Below are 16,832 nucleotides of genomic sequence, written 5' to 3' on the forward strand. Positions count from 1 at the left end.
TGAGCGCCATGGCACGTTTCGAAGGAAAATCCGTGATCGTCACAGGCGGCAACAGTGGCATCGGGCTGGCAGCAGCAAAGATGTTCGCCGCTGAAGGGGCGCAAGTCGCCATTACCGGGCGGTCAGAAGAAAAGCTGACCGCTGCAAAAGCGGAAATCGGCGGAGATGTACAAGGCAAATCGGTGGACATGACCTCGGTTGATGAGATCGGCACCTTTGTCGGGGAAGTCGCTGCAAAGCACGGCAAAATCGACATTGTGGTGGCAGCCGCAGGTGGTGCGCAAGTGCGTCCCTTTGAAATGATGGACGAGGCGCTGTTCGACGACGACCTCGACCGGAATTTCAAGGGTGCATACTTCACCGCGCAGAAAGCACTGCCGCATGTGCTAGAGGGTGGATCCTTTGTCTTCCTCGGCTCCGCTGCGGGCTCCAAGGGTTTTGCCGCGATGAGCGTCTATGGCCCTTCGAAGGCCGCTTTGCGCGGGCTTGTGCGGACCTTGGCCACTGAGCTTTCACCCAAAGGCATCCGTGCCAACGTCGTGTCGCCCGGTCCAATTCCCACGCCCGGCATGGACCGTCTCGGCCTTCCGCCTGAACAAATCGAGGGCGTTAAGCAGGAGTTTGTGCGGCAGGTGCCACTGTCTCGCATGGGTTCCGTCGATGACATCGCAAACGCGATCACATTCCTCGCGTCCGATCAGGCCGCCTACATCACCGGGACCGAACTCGCCGTTGATGGCGGGCACGCTCAGGTCTGATCCAGACGTTACTAGTCTGGCCGTGGTGCCCTCCCCGCCACGGCCAGCAAAACCCAATCCAGAAGGTCACTCAGTCATGCGCGCCATCGGCTTTTCCAAAAACCTGCCAATTGACGACAGCAATGCGCTGATCGCAATTGATCTGCCTCAGCCGGTGGCAAAAGACCGCGAGCTGCTGGTCGAAATCCAAGCCGTGTCTGTCAATCCGGCCGATGCGAAGCTGCGGCAGATACTCCCTCCGTTGGACGACGGGCATCACGTGCTTGGCTTCGACGCTGTTGGTCGTGTGGTTTCCACCGGACACGGCGTGGCAGAATTCAACGCGGGAGATATCGTATGATACGCGGGCGTTCTCGGGCGCCAAGGCTCAAGTGCTGAAATGCAGATCGTTGATGAGCGGATCGCGTCGAACGCGCCGACGAACATTCCCGCCGAAGACGCTGCGGCGTTGCCACTGACATCCATCACTGGCTGGGAAATCCTCTTTGACCGTTTCGGCCTGACCCATCGTGGTGGGGAAGGCCAGACACTGCTGATCGTCGGTGGTGCAGGCGGCGTGGGGTCCATCTTGATCCAGTTGGCGCGACAGCTCACCAGCCTGACCATCGTGGCAACGGCATCTCGGCCGAAGACCCGCAAGTGGGTCAAGGAGATGGGGGCGCATCACGTCATCGACCATTCGGGCGACATGAAAGTGCAGCTTGAAAAGAAAAACCTCAGTGTAGGCCTGATCGCAGGCCTGAATGCGACGGAAACCCACTTCCCAGCTTATGCGGAGATCATTGAACCACAGGGCAAGCTGGTTCTGATCGACGACCCTGATCCCAAAACCATCGACATCTCGCTACTCAAAATGAAATCGGTCGCTCTGGTCTGGGAGTTCATGTTCACGCGCCCGATGTTCGGTACGTCTGACATGCACAAGCAAGGCATCTATCTCGGTCAGACCGCCGCGATGATCGAAGATGGCACGCTAAAAACCACTGCAACCAAGAATTTGGGCCCTCTCACGGTTGAGACGCTTCGCAAAGCGCACGCGATTGCCGAAAGCGGCACAGCTGTGGGCAAGACCGTCCTCGGCAAACCCCAAATCTGACCCTCCACGCATCGAAAGGCTTTCCCCATGACACCTTCCATTAACCGCCGTGACCTTCTGAAAACCGCTGCCATTGCAGCCGGTGCGGGCGTCACGCTGCCGGCGCCGATGGCGCAAGCTCAAACCGTTGTGGATGACGGGCCTTATGGCCTCCAAATCTCGGCTGAGTTTCCGTTCGAGAAGAAGCGTGTTTCCGTGAACGGGTCGGAAATGGCCTATGTCGATGAGGGCGAAGGGCCTGTGGTCCTGTTCCTGCACGGCAATCCGACGTCATCCTATCTTTGGCGGAACATCATCCCATACGTGAAAGGCGACTATCGCGCTATCGCACCGGATCTAATTGGGATGGGTGACAGCGACAAACCCGAGATCGGGTACACCTTCGCGGAGCACGCAACCTATCTGCACGGTTTCATCGCGGCGCTTGAACTGACAGATATCACGCTTGTGATCCACGATTGGGGGTCCGCCCTGGGGATGCGCTATGCGCGCCTGAACCCCGACAACGTGCGGGCCATGGCGTATATGGAAGCCATCGTCCCGCCTTCGATGCCCATTCCAAGCTATGAAGCCATGGGCGAAACTGGCGAGCTGTTCCGCGCGCTGCGCACGCCCGGTCAGGGCGAGCAGATGGTTCTTGATGGCAACTTCTTTGTCGAAGAGGTTCTGCCAAATTTTGGTGTGTCGCGCACGATGACCGATGCGGAAATGGAGGCTTACCGCGCCCCATACCCGACCCGCGAAAGCCGTTTGCCCACGCTGCAATGGCCACGTGAAATCCCCATCGGCGGCGAACCCGAAACCACGACGGCCGGGATCGTCGCAAACGGCGAATGGCTCTATTCGAGCGAGATTCCGAAGCTGCTTTTCTATGCCACGCCCGGCGTTCTGACTCCGGAACCGGTCGTCGCTTACATGGTGCAAAACGCGCCCAACCTGGAAGTTCGCTTCCTGGGGCGTGGGCTGCACTTCCTCCAGGAAGACCACCCCGACCTGATTGGGGCAGGCATCCACGACTGGCTGCGCCGCAACGCATCCTGATCGCCACATCAAACTGAAAGACCAAGACCATGAATATCGAACTTTGGGCCCTGCTTGTCACGGGTATAATGACCTACCTCACAATCCTGTTTCAACAGCTCAACATGTCTGCGAGCCAGGGCAGCGCTCACAGCCTGTCCAACCGCGACACCGAGATTGACGAAACGCCTCTGGCGGGCCGCCTTCGCCGCGCCGCGAAAAACGGCACGGAGGCTGTGGCAGTCTTTGCGCCGCTGGTGATTGTCAGTCAGATCGAAGGTGTCTCCAACGCCTGGACCGAATACGCCGCAATCGCCTTCATGACTGCGCGGGTCCTGTATCTTCCTGCTTACACTATGGGCCTCGTCCCGATCCGCACGATGGTTTGGTCGCTCGGCTTTTTCGCTCTGCCATTCTACGTCGCCGGCTTCTTCATCGGCTACTGATGTCAAAATCGGGTCGGGCCTCACGATGAAGGCTCGACCCCTCTTTTGCGAGGCACCTGCGGAATGAAACACGAAGAGTTTGTCACCAGACAGAAGCACATCGTGCTCGATGGTGTTGCACACCTTCCTGTCGAGATTGCTTTTACGGATATGGGGGGCGGGCCGCCGTTGATCCTGATGCACGGCATCCCGACGTGGTCATTCCTTTATCACGAAGTAATCGACCATTTGGCCCAGACCAACCGCGTTATTGCGCCAGACTTCATTGGACACGGCATGTCTGATCAGCGCGATCAATTCGACCGTTCGTTGCGCGCACAAAGAGACATGATCATCTCCCTCATGGACGCGCTTGACCTTGGCAGCGCTACGCTTGTCGGTGGTGGGGTCGCACTGATTATGGCCATCGAAAACCCCGACCGTGTGAATAAATTGGTGCTTTCGAACATCGTTGCCTATGACAGTTGGCCCATCGACGACATGATCAACGTCGGCCATCCTGACTGGGCGCGAAAGTCCAACGACGAAATCCGCGACTTCCTTATTGGAGGTTTCGATGACGGCTTATCGCGCAAGGAACGCCTCACTCCGGAATTCATAGAAGGCATCATTGCGCCTTACATTACGGATGCAGGAAAAGTTAACCTTGTGCGCAATGCTTCGGGGCTGAACACCAGTCACACGACCATGCTGGTCGGGCGTCACCACAAGATTTCCGCTGACACGCTGCTGGTCTGGGGCGAAGACGATCCTTGGCAGCCCGTCTCTGATGGCGAGCGCCTGGTCAACGACATTCCGAACGCCCAGCTTATTCGGGTCAAGAACGCCTCCCATTGGATCCCACAAGACGCCGCCGAAGACTGGCTCGCTCCAGTTCAGCCTTTCGTCAGCGCGTCTGCTTGAAATCTCTCCCAACCTCCCAATGACGCGGATGAAGGGCTTCTTTGGTGCCACTGTCGGCGTCGGCTCTTGAAGCGCTCGGACAGGAGGATCACCATGTCTTTGACATCTGAACTGGCGGCCTATCGTAAAAAGTCGGACAAAGAGCTGTTTCCCGAAACGCGCCGCATCCTGCAAGAGGCCGCCGCTGATCTCTACAAGAAGAAGGCCGGCGAACGTGCTCTCGGTGTGGGCGACAAATTCCCCTACGCGGTACTGATTGACCATCTTGGGCAGTCCTGAAGCTTCAACGATGCGTTTGCTGAGGGATCGCTTCTTGTCGTCTTCTATCGCGGCGGGTGGTGTCCGTACTGCAATTTGGAGCTTCGCGCCTATCAGTCGATGCTGCCGGATATCGTGGGCAGTGGCGGAAAACTAGTGGCGGTATCCCCCGGAAGCGCCGGACGGCTCTCTGACCACCATCGAGAAGAATGCGTTGGAGTTTCCTGTCCTCACAGACACGCGAAATGACCTTGCTCAGGCGCTTGGCATCGTGATCGAGATGACAACCGAGCTTCATGGTCTCATGGCAGGCTATGACCTCGATCTTTCAAAGAAGAACGCTGATACCGGCTGGACTCTTCCCATTCCCGCGACCTTCGTGGTGGCGCGCGATGGAACGATTGAGTTTGCGCATGTGGACCGAGACAGGTCATATGTGCACCGACTGGCGGCAGGAATTCATCGCTGCTCAGCGACACGCTCGGCGTCTCCATGCTGGTGGATGCAATCAACAACCGCAAACCCTCCGAGGCGTCTTCCGCACGGGCGATGACGGGGCCTACCACTTCAAAGGGGTGAAGCCGAAATACCATCCCATCCCCGACGACGGCCCCGTGGGCAAGCTAATGGGCGTGCTGGGCCGTCACCCACATCGGCCCGCGCATCTGTACTACATCCTCGAAGCCGACGGGTTCGAGACGCTGACGACCCGCATTTTTGATCTCGACGACCCCTACATCCATTCGGACGCGGTGTTCGGTGTCAAGGAAAGCCTGATGGCGAAATTCGACCTGATCGAAGATCCGGACAAGATCGCTGAGGCGGGCATGGACGGCCCCTACTACGAGGTCGTGCACGACTTCGTCTTGGCCCGCATCTAAGATTCGTCTCTCCGAAGGGGGCTGACTGCCCCCTCGGCCTTTGGCCTGACCCCCGAGGATTTTCCGCAACAGGGAAGAATCGAGGCTGCGGTGCTTGCTTCCCTGTTTCAAAAAACCCTCCCCGAAGGACTGATCCGCCACCCGCGCCGACGCTTTCCATTTGACAGATCGACCTTCCACTGGCTCACATGCCTCAAACACCGAACGGAAGGACAGACCATGATGAGAACCCGCGCCGCCGTTGCCCTCGAAGCTGGCAAACCGCTTGAAATCATGGAGGTGAACCTCGACGGCCCCCGCAAGGGCGAGGTTCTGGTCGAGATAAAGGCGACCGGCCTGTGCCACACGGATGAATTCACCCGCTCAGGCGCCGACCCCGAAGGGATATTCCCCGCCATCCTCGGCCACGAAGGTGCGGGCGTGGTCATCGAAGTCGGCGAAGGCGTCACCACGCTGGAAGTGGGCGACCACGTCATCCCGCTCTACACGCCTGAATGTCGCGAATGCGAATACTGCCTGAACCCGAAAACGAACCTCTGTCAGAAGGTGCGCGCGACCCAAGGACAGGGCCTGCTCCCCGACGGCTCCACCCGCTTCTCCATGCTCGATGGCACGCCCATCCACCACTACATGGGCTGCTCCACCTTCGCCAACCACACGGTCGTGCCCGAAATCGCGCTGGCCAAGGTCCGCAAGGACGCGCCTTTTGACAAGATCTGCTATATCGGCTGCGGCGTCACCACCGGCATCGGCGCGGTGATCAACACGGCCAAGGTGGAAATCGGCTCCCGCGCCATCGTCTTCGGCCTCGGCGGCATCGGCCTCAACGTGATCCAGGGGCTGAAAATGGCAGGCTGCGACCAGATCGTGGGCGTCGACCTCAATGACAGCAAGGTCGAGATGGCGGAACATTTCGGCATGACCGACTTCGTGAACCCCTCCAAGGTCGAGGGCGACATGGTTGCGCACCTCGTGGACCTCACCAAGGGCGGGGCGGATTATACCTTCGATGCCACCGGCAACGTGGACGTGATGCGCACGGCGCTGGAAGCGGCGCACAAGGGCTGGGGGGAATCGATCATCATCGGCGTCGCCCCGGCGGGCGCCGAAATCTCGACCCGGCCCTTCCAACTGGTCACGGGCCGCGTCTGGCGTGGCACGGCCTTCGGCGGGGCCAAGGGGCGCACCGACGTGCCGAAAATCGTGGACTGGTACATGGACGGCAAGATCGAGATCGATCCGATGATCACCCACAAACTCACGCTGGACGAAATCAACCACGGCTTCGACCTTATGCACGAGGGCAAGTCGATCCGCGCCGTCGTCGAGTTTTGACCGCACAGAGTTTCGTCGTCTTGCACGACGTCGCCACCGGCGTCGAGCAGGTTGTCCATGAAACACCCGACCTGATCGAAGCACCGAACTGGTCCCCTTGTGGGACCTTTTTGGTTCTGAACGGCGGGGGGCGGGTGTTTCGCCTGACCCTTGCTGATGGTGCCATTCACTGGATCGACACCGGGTCGCTCAACGCCCTGAACAACGATCACGGCATTTCGCCCGACGGCAAAACGCTGGTGGTCAGCGAAAGCCCGGGGCGCGGCACGTCCTGTATCTACACATTGCCCATCACGGGCGGTGCGCCACAGCGGGTGACGCCGCTGGTTCCATCCTATTTTCACGGCTGGTCGCCAGATGGCGCGACGCTGACCTACACGGCGCTGCGCGATGGCCTGTTCCAAATCTTCACCATCCCGGTCACGGGCGGGGATGAAACGCAACTGACCGCCGGACCCGGGCACAAGGATGGCCCGGATTATTCAGCCGATGGGCAATGGATCTGGTTCAACTCGGATCACCACGGTGCGACGCCGGATATCTGGCGCATCCGCACCGACGGCTCGGACTTGCAGCAGATGACGGATGACGCGCGGGTCAACTGGTTCCCGCACCCTTCGCCGGACGGGCGTCATGTGCTATACTTGGCCTATCCCGAAGATGTTGAGGGCCACCCCCGTGGCGAAGAAGTTGCACTGAAGCTGATGCCGCAGGACGGCGGTGCGGCACGAACCCTAGTTGAATTTTATGGCGGGCAGGGATCAATCAACGTGCCCAACTGGTCGCCGGACGGAACACGTTTCGCCTATGTGCGCTATGCGCGCACCTAAATGACTTGGCGTCATATCCATCTCGATTGGCGCGATCTGCAAGTTACTATCCGGTAGCCCTGACCTATCTTCTAAGTGAAATCGATCCAATCAGGAGCACGTGATGAAACTCACGGTCAACGGAACAGAACACGAGGTGGATGTCGAAGATGACATGCCCCTGCTTTGGGTCCTGCGGGACGAGCTAAACATCAAGGGCGTGAAATACGGCTGCGGTGTCGCGCAATGCGGGGCCTGCACGGTCCATATCGACGGCGAAGCGGTGCGCTCTTGCCAGACCGCAGCGGCGGATGTTTGGGGCGATGTCACCACGATCGAAGGGCTCGGCACTCCCGACGCCATGCACGCCGTACAACAGGCGTGGGTGGAACATCAGGTGGCCCAATGCGGCTACTGTCAGTCCGGCCAGATGATGCAGGCAGCATCCTTGCTGGCGATCAACCCGGCGCCAACAGATGCGGATATTGATGACGCGATGAACGGCAATCTCTGCCGTTGCGGGACCTATCCACGTATCCGGGCCGCCGTCAAAACCGCCGCCACCAAACTGCAGGAGGTGTAATCATGGGCCGCATCGGAAAAATCGCGCGTCGCACCTTTCTTGTGGGCTCAGCCGCCGTTGTTGGTGGGGTCGCCTTTGGCTACTACGCCTACAAGCGTCCTGTCTCCAACCCGCTCTTGAACGATCTGGCAGAAGGTGAGGCGGCGCTGACGCCATATGTCAAAATCGACAGCGCAGGCATCACGCTCATCACCCCGCGTGCCGACAGCGGGCAGGGGGCCTATCACGTGCAGGCCGCCCTGATTGCGGAAGAACTGGATGTTGAACTGGATCAGGTCAGTGTCGATCCCGGTATGCCTGACCCGGCCTATTACAACACGGCGTTGAGCGCCGAGGCCGCACCCTTCCGATCCACCGATGACGGTTTTGCCGCCGACACGACGCGCGGGATCATGGACGCCATGATGAAGTTCATGGGCATGCAGATCACCGGCGGGTCTACCACCGTGCCCGACAGCTTTGAAAAGCTGCGCCTTGCCGGGGCCGTCGCGCGCGAGACGTTGAAGGCAGCGGCAGCGCAACAGACGGGGGCGAATGTCGCAGATCTCAAGACGGAAAAAGGCGCTGTGATCCTGCCCGGTGGTGGCACGCTTGCCTATACCGAATTGGCGGCGACTGCGGCGACGATGGACCCGGTCAACGATGTGGTCCTGCGTGATCCCTCGACCTGGCGGCTTGTCGGGAAAGAGATGGAGCGCGTTGATATCCTCGCCAAATCCACGGGCACACAACGCTACGGCATCGACTTCGAAGTCGAAGGTGTGGTGCATGCCTCGGTCCGGACCAGCCCGCGCCGTGGCATGATGAACGGCTTTGACGCCGAAGCCGCGCGCGAGATGCGTGGCGTGATCGACGTGGTGCAGGTGACGGATGGTGTCGCGGCTGTGGCGGACAACACTTGGCGGGCCATTCAAGCGGTGAATGCCATTGATGTCGATTGGGGCCCGGCGCCCTATCCGGCCGAGCAGGACGCGCATTGGCAGGCCCTGTCCGACAGCTTCAACGCGGATCAGCAAGACAGCCGTTTCCGTGATGACGGAGACGTGGACGCTGTATTGGAAGGCGCCGAGGTGATCGAAGCCGAGTACCGCGCGCCCTATCTCGCCCACGCGCCGTTGGAGCCGATCTCGGCCGTTGTGCAGGTCACGGAAACCCGTGCGGATGTGTGGACCGGCACCCAGATCCCGCGCTTTGTGCAGACCAATGTGGCGAAGCTGACCGGGCTCGATGCCGATCAGGTGTTCGTCCACGTGCTCATGATGGGCGGCAGCTTCGGTCATCGTCTTGAGGACCGGGTCGTGCGCGAAGCCACTGAAATTGCAGTGCAAATGAAGGGTACACCCGTTAAGCTGACCTATAGCCGCGAAGAAGACACGATCCAGAACGACACCCGCCAAATCGCCATGGCGCGCGGGCGCGGTGCGGTGAAGGATGGCAAGGTTGAAGCCTATGACCTCGGCATCGCCATGCCCTCGGTCATTGCCAGCCAGATGGGCCGCCAGGGTTTACCAGTCCCGGGCCCCGACCTGCAAATCGTCGCTGGCGCGTGGGAACAGCCGATGCAAATTCCCAACTACCGCGTCACCGGCTTCCGCGCGCCCGAGCTTGCGCCAATCTCAAGCTGGCGGTCGGTGGGGGCGTCGACCAACGGGTTTTTCCACGACGTGTTTCTGGACGAACTGATCCACGCCGCAGGTGCCGATCCGATGGAGGAACGGATGCGGTTGTGTTGGCATGATCCGTCCCGCAAGGCCTTGGAGGCCGTCGCCGAAATGTCCAATTGGGGCAATGACTTGGGGCCAAACAAGGGGCGTGGCGTTGCGTTCTGCATGTCCTTCGGCGTCCCCACAGCGGAAGTTGTCGAGGTCACGAACGTGGACGGTGCGATCAAGATCGATAAGGTCTGGGTGGCCGCCGAAGTGGGCCGGGTGATCGACCCGATCAACTTTGAAAACATGGTGCAGGGCGGGATTGTCTGGGCGCTGGGTCATGCCATGAACTCCGAGATTACGTATTCCGATGGCATGGTCGAGCAGCGGAATTACTATGATTTCGAAGGCATGCGCCTGTCGCAAGCGCCCGAGATTTTCGTGCGTGGACTGGAGAATGGCGACACCGTGCGCGGCATGGGGGAACCCATGGTTCCACCGGCGGCAGCCGCGCTGTCCAACGCGATCTTTGCGGCGACTGGGCAGCGGGTTCGTGAGATGCCCATGAACAAGCATATCGATTTTGTTTGAGTTTCGGGGCGCACCGATAGGTGCGCCTTACAGATGAAGAAAGGGCAAAGGCGCAGGTTTACCTGCGCCTTACTTTTTGCGTTGTCCCCGCAGGGACAGGTTTTGTATACATTTTGTATGCAATCTGATTCGTCGCCCAAATCCAATGCCTATTACGCCCTTGTGGCGGGCATTCTGACATTGGAGCTTCCCCCGGGTGCGGACCTTGATGAGGCGAAGCTATGTGCGGAGCATGGCTTGTCCCGCACGCCGATGCGCGAAGTGCTGCGACAGCTTGCGGGTGAGGGATATGTCACCCTACGCCAGAACCGGGGCGCGCAGGTGTCGGAGATGTCCCATGCCTCCCTCCGCGCCTTTTTCATCGCAGCGCCGATGATCTATGCGGCCATCCTGCAGCTCGCGGCAGAGAACCGGGCGCCGGCGCAGGTCGTGGAACTGGCTCAAGCGCAAGACGTCTTTATCCGTGCGCTGCGCAATGGCTCGACAGCTGATCGCGCGCTGGCCAATGACCGCTTTCACCGCATCACGGGCGAGATGGCGGACAATCCGTTCCTGCTGCCCAGCTTCAACCGGTTGCTGCTGGACCACGCCCGCATCTCGATGACCTTCTACGCCCCGCGCACGGATGCGGACAAAGACACGATCAAAACGGCCCGTGATCACCACGAACAGATTATCGAGGCCATCGACGCGCGGGACGCAACGCGGGCCGGAGAATTGGCGCAGGCGCACTGGGCGCTGTCGCGTGACCGGATTGCGCAATTTGTCATGCCCGGCGGTCTTGATCTGCCGCTGGGCCCACCCCCACAGGAGGCGCGCCTATGACGCCCATCATGGAGTTCAACGGGATCTACACCCCCGTTGTCACCCCGTTCAACGCGGACTATTCGCCCGACTTCGGAGCCTTGGACGCTGTTCTTGAACGGTTGATCGCGGCGGGCGTGCACGGCCTGATTTCGGGCGGATCGACGGGCGAGAATTATGCCATGACCGTTGCCGAACGGCTGGATGTGGCCGAACGCACGATCAAAACCGTGGCGGGCCGGGTGCCGGTGATCATGGGCACTGGCGCGATGCTGCCCGCTGACAGCATGGCGCTGGCAATGGGCGGCAAGGGTATGGGGGCCAATGCGCTGCTGGTGGCCACGCCGCCCTATGCGGTGCCAACAGAACGAGAGAATGCACTGGCCGCCCTTGCCATCGACAGGGCCGTCGATTTGCCCATCATGCTTTATAACTATCCGGGACGGATGGGTGTGAATATGGGCGAGGAATTCCTCGACCGCGTGGGACGGTCCCGGAATTTCTGTGCGATCAAGGAAAGTTCGGGTGATATCAACCGTGTGCACCTGTTGGCGCGGGATTACCCGCATATCCAGATGTCCTGTGGCATGGACGATCAGGCGCTGGAATTCTTTGCCTGGGGGGCAAAGAGCTGGGTCTGTGGTGGATCGAATTTCCTGCCTGACGAACATATCGCCTTGTGGCGTGCCTGTGTGGTCGAGGGGAATTTCGACAAGGGCCGCCGCATCATGTCGGCCATGATGCCGCTGATGCGGGTGTTGGAGCAGGGCGGCAAGTTCGTGCAATGCATCAAGTACGGTGTGACCTTCCAGGGCATTGAGACGGGCGCGATCCGGCCGCCGCTCAAGGCGCTGAACAAGGATGACAAGCGCGCGCTGGAACAGGTGATCCGCGTGCTGAAGACCACCATCGCGCAGATCGAGGCGGAGGGATAATCCATGCTGACGACAGAAGAATACAAGGCCATAGCTGCAGATCTGAGCCCGGCCACAAGCGCTTTTATCGACGGTGGGTTCCGGCCCGCGATGTCCGGCAAGACATTTGATAGCGTGAACCCCGCGACGGGGGGTGTGATTGCGAAAGTGTCGGCCTGCGGGCCGGAAGATGTGGATTTTGCCGTGCTCAAAGCGCGTGAGGCGTTTGACGATGGCCGCTGGTCGCGATTGCACCCAAGCGACCGCAAGGATGTGTTGATCCGGCTGTGCAAACTGATGACGCGCAATGCCCGTGAATTGGCCGTGCTGGAAAGCGTGGACAGTGGCAAGACGATCTTTGATTGCGAGACGGTGGACGTGCCCGAGGCTATTCATTGCATCAAGTGGCATGCGGAAGCCATCGACAAGATTTACGATTCCGTCACGCCTGCTTCGGATGATCATATTGCGATGGTGGTGCGCGAGCCTGTCGGTGTTGTGGGGTTGGTTCTGCCCTGGAATTTCCCGCTGTTGATGATGGCGTGGAAGATCGGGCCTGCGCTCGCCTCTGGCTGTTCGGTGGTGTTAAAACCTGCCGAGGAGACATCATTGACGGCCTTGCGGTTGGCTGAGCTGGCGATGGAGGCCGGTGTGCCGCGCGGGGTTATGAACGTGGTGCCGGGGCATGGTCCGGATGTGGGGGAACCCATCGGCCGCCATATGGACATCGACATGGTCAGCTTCACCGGGTCGACCGAAACGGGCATGAAGTTCTTGAGCTATGCAGCCGAATCTAATGCGAAAGAGGTCGTGTTGGAAATGGGCGGCAAGAACCCCTGTGTGGTCATGGATGATGCCGAAAACCTTGACCGTGTGGCGCAGCACATCGTCAACGGCGCATTCTGGAACATGGGTGAAAACTGTTCCGCCATCTCTCGTCTGATCGTGCACGAGGATGTGCGGGAGGACCTGCTGGCGCGGATCGAGGCCCATATGCGCCATTTGCCCGTGGGCGATCCGCTGGACCCCGAGACGCGGCAAGGCGCGTTGGTGAGTGGTTCGCATTTTGATAAAGTCTGTGGATATGTGGAAAAAGCGGGGGATATCCTTGTGGGTGGGGTGGTGGATAAACCTTATGTCTCTCCAACCGTTGTCTCAGCCGCGTCGGATAATCCCTTGGTACGGGACGAGATTTTTGGCCCGGTCCTTGCGGTGATCCCCGTGGCGTCGTTTGACGAGGCTATGGCGGTTGCCAACGACACGTCCTATGGTTTGTGTGCGTCCCTGTTTACCGCCAACGCCAAGCGTGCCCTGCGCGGGGCGCGGATGTTGCGGGCGGGGACCGTGACCGTCAATGCGTATGGAGAGGGTGACATTGCGACACCGTTCGGGGGCATGAAGATGTCGGGCTTTGGTGGGCGCGACAACGGGGTGCAGGCCCATGATCAATACACCCAGATCAAGACCATCTGGGTGGACCTGTCCGATGATGCAGACGAGGCCGTGGAATGAGATATGCCGCGCGCCGCTTGCCACGGCATCGCGGTCCAGCAGGGTGGGCGGAAATATTGGGGCCGGGGCCGTCCTTTCCCCGGCTTGAGACCCAGGTGACGGCGGATGTGGCCGTTGTGGGCGCTGGTTTTGCGGGACTGTCGGCGGCGCGGCGCGTGTTGCAGCACTGGCCGCAGGCGCGGGTTGTTGTGTTGGATGCCTGGCGCGTGGCGGATGGCGCGGCGGGGCGCAATTCCGGGTTCATGATTGATCTGCCGCATGATCTTGCGTCCGACGATTATGCAGGCGCCGGTGACGATCGCACGATGACGCGGCTGAACCGCGCGGCCATCGCCTATGCCCGTGATGCGGTGGATGAATACGGGATTTCGCCGGATTACTTCGACCCCGTGGGCAAGGTGAATGGGGCCGCGACAGAGGCGGGGGATGCGCATAACCAGAGCTATGCCAAGCATCTGGAGGCGTTGGGAGAATCCCATGAGTGGTTGGATGCCGCGGCGATGAAAGAGTTGACCGGTTCGGCGCATTACCGTTCGGGCCTGTACACGCCGGGCACCGTTATGTTGCAGCCTGCGGGATATGTGCGCGGGCTGGCAGCGGGTTTGGCCCGTGGGGCGGAAGTGTATGATCGTAGCCCGGTTCTGCGTTTTGAACGCACAGGGCGGGACTGGGTGTTGCGGGCGCCCAAAGGGTCGGTCACGGCCGAGCGCGTGATCCTTGCGGTGAACGGGCATTTGGAGAGCTTTGGTGTGGCTGAGGGGCGGCTCGTGCAGTTGTTCCTGTTTGCGTCGATGACCGAGGAGCTGGATCCCAAGGCTGTCGGCGGTGCGCCGCGTTGGGGTGTGACGCCATCCGATCCCATGGGCACAACGGTGCGCCGGATCGATACGGGGCAGGGTGGGCACCGGATTGTCACCCGCAATTGTGCGGTGGTGCGGCCAGGCATGCACCCGACGGACCGCGACATGGGGCGGGCGGCACGCGCCCACGCCCGCGCCTTTGCTGCGCGGTTCCCGCATTTGACTGGTGTGCGTCAGGCGCAGGTGTGGGGCGGGCATTTGTGCCTGTCCCTGAACGGTGTGGCCCATGCACGCGAGATCGAGCAGGGGCTGTTCAGTGCCTGCGTGCAGAACGGGCTTGGTACGGCGCGGGGGACGCTGACGGGAATCGCAGCAGCGGATCGGTGTTGTGGTCAGCCATCCGAGATTGCCGACTATTTCGAAGCGGAAGCAGAGCCAAAACGTCTGCCGCCGCAGCCTTTTGCGACCTTTGGTGCGAATGCTTACCTGCGTTGGAAGGAATGGCGGGCAGGTGAAGAATAGCGGAAAGCCAACTTTGTCTGCGTCTGACGCACAGGTTTTAGATAAAAAATTTCATAAATCAGATATATCATCATTTTACACACATTTGTTCCACATATCAGTGGTCCTGGTTCAACGCATCTGCCGCCGGTATCTCCCGCTCCCGCCTTGCGATGTAGTCGTGCAGCGCGTCATCGACGGCTTCATCCAATCTTGGCTCCTCATAGGTTGCCAAAAGGTTGACGGCATGGGCGAGGGCGCGTTCCGTGATCTCTTTTGATCCTTCGGCCTGCCACTGCTCGATCGAGTTGTTGTCGAAGAGGTCCGGCATGAAAAAGGCCGTCTGAAAGTTCTCTTGCGTGTGGGGATGGCCCAGATAGTGCCCCCCGGGGCCGACATCCGGCACGGCAGCCAGAGCGACCTCGAAGTCGTGCCATTTGAGGCCTTCGGCCATGCGATAGGCCATGGCGCATTGTTCGGCGTCCACGACGAACTTGGCGACCGAGCAATGCATGCCCGCCTCGTTCCAGCCAGCGGAATGCCAGATGTAATTGGCCCCGGCATGCATCACGGCCGATAGGGTCGTGGCGCTTTCATATCCGGCCTGGGCATCAAAGGTCTTGGCCCCGCCCAGCGTGTTCGAGGTGCGCCAGGGCACATCATAGTACCGGGCCATCTGGCCGATCATGAAGTTCATCATGGAAATTTCGGGCGTACCCGCCATCGGCGCACCGGACTTCATCGACACGGTGGACAGGTAGTGGCCATAGATCGCGGGTGCACCGCGCCGGATCACTTGGGTGTAGGCGAGGGCCGAAAGCGCCTCCGCATTCAGTTGCGCAACGGAAGCGGCGACCGAAGCGGGCGTGTTGGCCCCGCCCAATACGAAGGGCGAGCACAGAACCGGTTGATTGCGCTTGGAAAATGCCCGCATGGCCCCCAGCATGGTTTCGTCCCAGACAAGGGGTGAGTTGCCGTTGCAATTGCCCGTCGTGACCGGGTGATCCTCCATGAAGTCCTCACCAAAGAGGATCGCGCACATGTCCATCACATCCTCGGCGTTCTTGGGGCTGGTGGTCATGCCCATGAACGTCTTGTCCGAGTGTTTCATGGACGAATAGGTAATGCGCAGATGCCGGTGGCTGATCGGGTGATCATAGGGTTCGACGATATGGTGAGCGGATGAATGCAGGCTCGGCATCATGTGGCTGAGCTTGTGGAACATCGCCAGATCGTCGAGTGTTGGATTGCGCCGCACGTCCTCCAGATCGCGCAGGAACGGTGCGCCGGTCATGGGCACAAAGATGCTGTGCCGCCCGCCAAGGCGCACGTTCTTCTGAGGGTCGCGGGCGTGATAGGTGAAGTCCGAAGGGATCGTCGAGATCAGGTCGCGGACAAGGCCACGATCAAGATAGACGGTTTCGCCCACAACCTTGGCCCCTGTGGCTCTCCAATCCGCTAGCGCGATGTCATCGCGGAACACAACGCCCACGTTTTCGAGGATATCCATGGAGGCGGCATCGATCCGTTCCACCTGTGACCCATCCATGATCTCGCACCAAGGCAAGGTGTTCCTGAGCCCCGGGAGCATGGTGACATTTGGCGCTGAGCGCAGGGCACGCCGGCTGGCGCGACCACCGGATCGGGTGCGGATCTGTGACATGGCTGCCTCCCTATGCGTCTTGGAGAGAGTGAACCGTGTCATGGCGGTCAGCGTCGACCCGCATGCGAACCGACTGGCCTGGGAGCGACGTTCTGGGTTTTGAGCGGAGTTCGTTGGCGCAGGAGCGGTTGTCTCAACGCCTGATGACGTTGGTTTTAGAGATAGGAATGCAGGGTATTTCGTTGGTGTCGGATGTCCGGTTTGAGCCCATCGTTACAATTGCTGCACTAGTGTTGAATGACCGCTTGCACCAAAAAGTGGACTTGTAGCATCAATTCAGACCTTGAGTGGCCAATTTTCATTTGCAGA

Annotated in this window: 16 protein-coding genes and 3 pseudogenes; 18 read left to right on the forward strand and 1 reads right to left on the reverse strand. The window is 60.2% G+C overall.

Translation table 11 applies throughout. The annotated features are described in order from the left end of the window. From AC6RA8_RS15540 to AC6RA8_RS15625, 18 genes and pseudogenes are all read left to right on the forward strand, one after another. Positions 1-758, forward strand: a 758-nt coding sequence (locus AC6RA8_RS15540) for an SDR family NAD(P)-dependent oxidoreductase (RefSeq protein WP_500353728.1), incomplete at its 5' end; no start/stop codon positions are given. A gap of 76 nt (positions 759-834) precedes the next feature. After that, entirely contained in the window at positions 835-1,098 is a 264-nt protein-coding gene (locus AC6RA8_RS15545) for an alcohol dehydrogenase catalytic domain-containing protein (protein ID WP_500353730.1), read from the forward strand. Positions 1,099-1,110: 12 nt separating this feature from the next. After that, positions 1,111-1,854, forward strand: a pseudogene (locus AC6RA8_RS15550) (zinc-binding alcohol dehydrogenase family protein); the annotation flags it as partial. Between the two features lie 27 nt (positions 1,855-1,881). Beyond that, entirely contained in the window at positions 1,882-2,895 is a 1,014-nt protein-coding gene (locus AC6RA8_RS15555) for a haloalkane dehalogenase (RefSeq protein WP_500353732.1), read from the forward strand. 29 nt (positions 2,896-2,924) lie between these two features. Further along, positions 2,925-3,320: an MAPEG family protein gene (locus AC6RA8_RS15560; protein ID WP_500353734.1), complete on the forward strand. Its 396-nt coding sequence runs from the start codon at positions 2,925-2,927 to the stop codon at positions 3,318-3,320. 63 nt (positions 3,321-3,383) lie between these two features. After that, the gene (locus AC6RA8_RS15565; RefSeq protein ID WP_500353736.1) at positions 3,384-4,223 is read left to right on the forward strand and encodes an alpha/beta fold hydrolase; all 840 of its coding nucleotides are present in this window, start codon (positions 3,384-3,386) and stop codon (positions 4,221-4,223) included. A gap of 93 nt (positions 4,224-4,316) precedes the next feature. After that, positions 4,317-4,502, forward strand: a complete 186-nt coding sequence (locus tag AC6RA8_RS15570) for a hypothetical protein (RefSeq protein WP_500353738.1) — start codon at positions 4,317-4,319, stop codon at positions 4,500-4,502. 33 nt (positions 4,503-4,535) lie between these two features. Beyond that, a pseudogene (locus tag AC6RA8_RS15575) lies at positions 4,536-4,730 on the forward strand (redoxin domain-containing protein); the annotation flags it as partial. Then, positions 4,696-4,830, forward strand: a pseudogene (locus tag AC6RA8_RS15580) (hypothetical protein); the annotation flags it as partial. The pseudogenes AC6RA8_RS15575 and AC6RA8_RS15580, both read left to right, overlap by 35 nt. A gap of 43 nt (positions 4,831-4,873) precedes the next feature. Next, positions 4,874-5,362 carry a dioxygenase family protein gene (locus AC6RA8_RS15585; protein WP_500353740.1) on the forward strand — a complete coding sequence of 163 codons (489 nt, stop codon included), beginning with the start codon at positions 4,874-4,876 and terminating at the stop codon, positions 5,360-5,362. Positions 5,363-5,584: 222 nt separating this feature from the next. Next, positions 5,585-6,697, forward strand: coding sequence for an S-(hydroxymethyl)glutathione dehydrogenase/class III alcohol dehydrogenase (locus AC6RA8_RS15590; RefSeq protein WP_500353756.1), 1,113 nt, complete (start codon positions 5,585-5,587; stop codon positions 6,695-6,697). 20 nt (positions 6,698-6,717) lie between these two features. Further along, positions 6,718-7,527: a TolB family protein gene (locus tag AC6RA8_RS15595; RefSeq protein ID WP_500353742.1), complete on the forward strand. Its 810-nt coding sequence runs from the start codon at positions 6,718-6,720 to the stop codon at positions 7,525-7,527. A 103-nt stretch (positions 7,528-7,630) separates the two neighbouring features. Then, entirely contained in the window at positions 7,631-8,089 is a 459-nt protein-coding gene (locus tag AC6RA8_RS15600; protein WP_500353744.1) for a (2Fe-2S)-binding protein, read from the forward strand. Positions 8,090-8,091: 2 nt separating this feature from the next. Beyond that, positions 8,092-10,329, forward strand: a complete 2,238-nt coding sequence (locus AC6RA8_RS15605) for a xanthine dehydrogenase family protein molybdopterin-binding subunit (RefSeq protein ID WP_500353746.1) — start codon at positions 8,092-8,094, stop codon at positions 10,327-10,329. A gap of 117 nt (positions 10,330-10,446) precedes the next feature. Beyond that, entirely contained in the window at positions 10,447-11,154 is a 708-nt protein-coding gene (locus AC6RA8_RS15610) for a GntR family transcriptional regulator (RefSeq protein WP_500353748.1), read from the forward strand. Further along, positions 11,151-12,068, forward strand: a complete 918-nt coding sequence (locus tag AC6RA8_RS15615) for a dihydrodipicolinate synthase family protein (RefSeq protein ID WP_500353749.1) — start codon at positions 11,151-11,153, stop codon at positions 12,066-12,068. Before AC6RA8_RS15610 ends, AC6RA8_RS15615 begins: the two co-directional genes overlap by 4 nt. A 3-nt stretch (positions 12,069-12,071) precedes the next feature. Further along, complete coding sequence (locus AC6RA8_RS15620; protein ID WP_500353751.1) at positions 12,072-13,559, forward strand: aldehyde dehydrogenase; 1,488 nt, start codon at positions 12,072-12,074, stop codon at positions 13,557-13,559. Beyond that, positions 13,556-14,881 carry an NAD(P)/FAD-dependent oxidoreductase gene (locus AC6RA8_RS15625; protein WP_500353753.1) on the forward strand — a complete coding sequence of 442 codons (1,326 nt, stop codon included), beginning with the start codon at positions 13,556-13,558 and terminating at the stop codon, positions 14,879-14,881. The genes AC6RA8_RS15620 and AC6RA8_RS15625 overlap by 4 nt, the downstream gene beginning before the upstream one ends. A 97-nt stretch (positions 14,882-14,978) precedes the next feature. On the opposite strand, the gene AC6RA8_RS15630 is transcribed toward AC6RA8_RS15625, so the two are convergent. Further along, positions 14,979-16,523: a trimethylamine methyltransferase family protein gene (locus tag AC6RA8_RS15630; protein ID WP_500353755.1), complete on the reverse strand. Its 1,545-nt coding sequence runs from the start codon at positions 16,521-16,523 to the stop codon at positions 14,979-14,981. Positions 16,524-16,832: the final 309 nt, after the last annotated feature.

The organism is Tateyamaria sp., assembly GCF_059783535.1.

What these genes read in the sequence shown, in the direction of transcription:
- AC6RA8_RS15625 (WP_500353753.1), top strand. Translation starts at nt 13,556, where the DNA reads ATGAGATATGCCGCGCGCCGCTTGCCACGGCATCGCGGTCCAGCAGGG.
- AC6RA8_RS15620 (WP_500353751.1), top strand. Translation starts at nt 12,072, where the DNA reads ATGCTGACGACAGAAGAATACAAGGCCATAGCTGCAGATCTGAGCCCG.
- AC6RA8_RS15615 (WP_500353749.1), top strand. Translation starts at nt 11,151, where the DNA reads ATGACGCCCATCATGGAGTTCAACGGGATCTACACCCCCGTTGTCACC.
- AC6RA8_RS15585 (WP_500353740.1), top strand. Translation starts at nt 4,874, where the DNA reads ATGGAACGATTGAGTTTGCGCATGTGGACCGAGACAGGTCATATGTGC.
- AC6RA8_RS15605 (WP_500353746.1), top strand. Translation starts at nt 8,092, where the DNA reads ATGGGCCGCATCGGAAAAATCGCGCGTCGCACCTTTCTTGTGGGCTCA.
- AC6RA8_RS15600 (WP_500353744.1), top strand. Translation starts at nt 7,631, where the DNA reads ATGAAACTCACGGTCAACGGAACAGAACACGAGGTGGATGTCGAAGAT.
- AC6RA8_RS15565 (WP_500353736.1), top strand. Translation starts at nt 3,384, where the DNA reads ATGAAACACGAAGAGTTTGTCACCAGACAGAAGCACATCGTGCTCGAT.
- AC6RA8_RS15590 (WP_500353756.1), top strand. Translation starts at nt 5,585, where the DNA reads ATGAGAACCCGCGCCGCCGTTGCCCTCGAAGCTGGCAAACCGCTTGAA.
- AC6RA8_RS15610 (WP_500353748.1), top strand. Translation starts at nt 10,447, where the DNA reads ATGCAATCTGATTCGTCGCCCAAATCCAATGCCTATTACGCCCTTGTG.
- AC6RA8_RS15630 (WP_500353755.1), bottom strand. Translation starts at nt 16,523, where the DNA reads ATGTCACAGATCCGCACCCGATCCGGTGGTCGCGCCAGCCGGCGTGCC.
- AC6RA8_RS15570 (WP_500353738.1), top strand. Translation starts at nt 4,317, where the DNA reads ATGTCTTTGACATCTGAACTGGCGGCCTATCGTAAAAAGTCGGACAAA.
- AC6RA8_RS15555 (WP_500353732.1), top strand. Translation starts at nt 1,882, where the DNA reads ATGACACCTTCCATTAACCGCCGTGACCTTCTGAAAACCGCTGCCATT.
- AC6RA8_RS15560 (WP_500353734.1), top strand. Translation starts at nt 2,925, where the DNA reads ATGAATATCGAACTTTGGGCCCTGCTTGTCACGGGTATAATGACCTAC.
- AC6RA8_RS15545 (WP_500353730.1), top strand. Translation starts at nt 835, where the DNA reads ATGCGCGCCATCGGCTTTTCCAAAAACCTGCCAATTGACGACAGCAAT.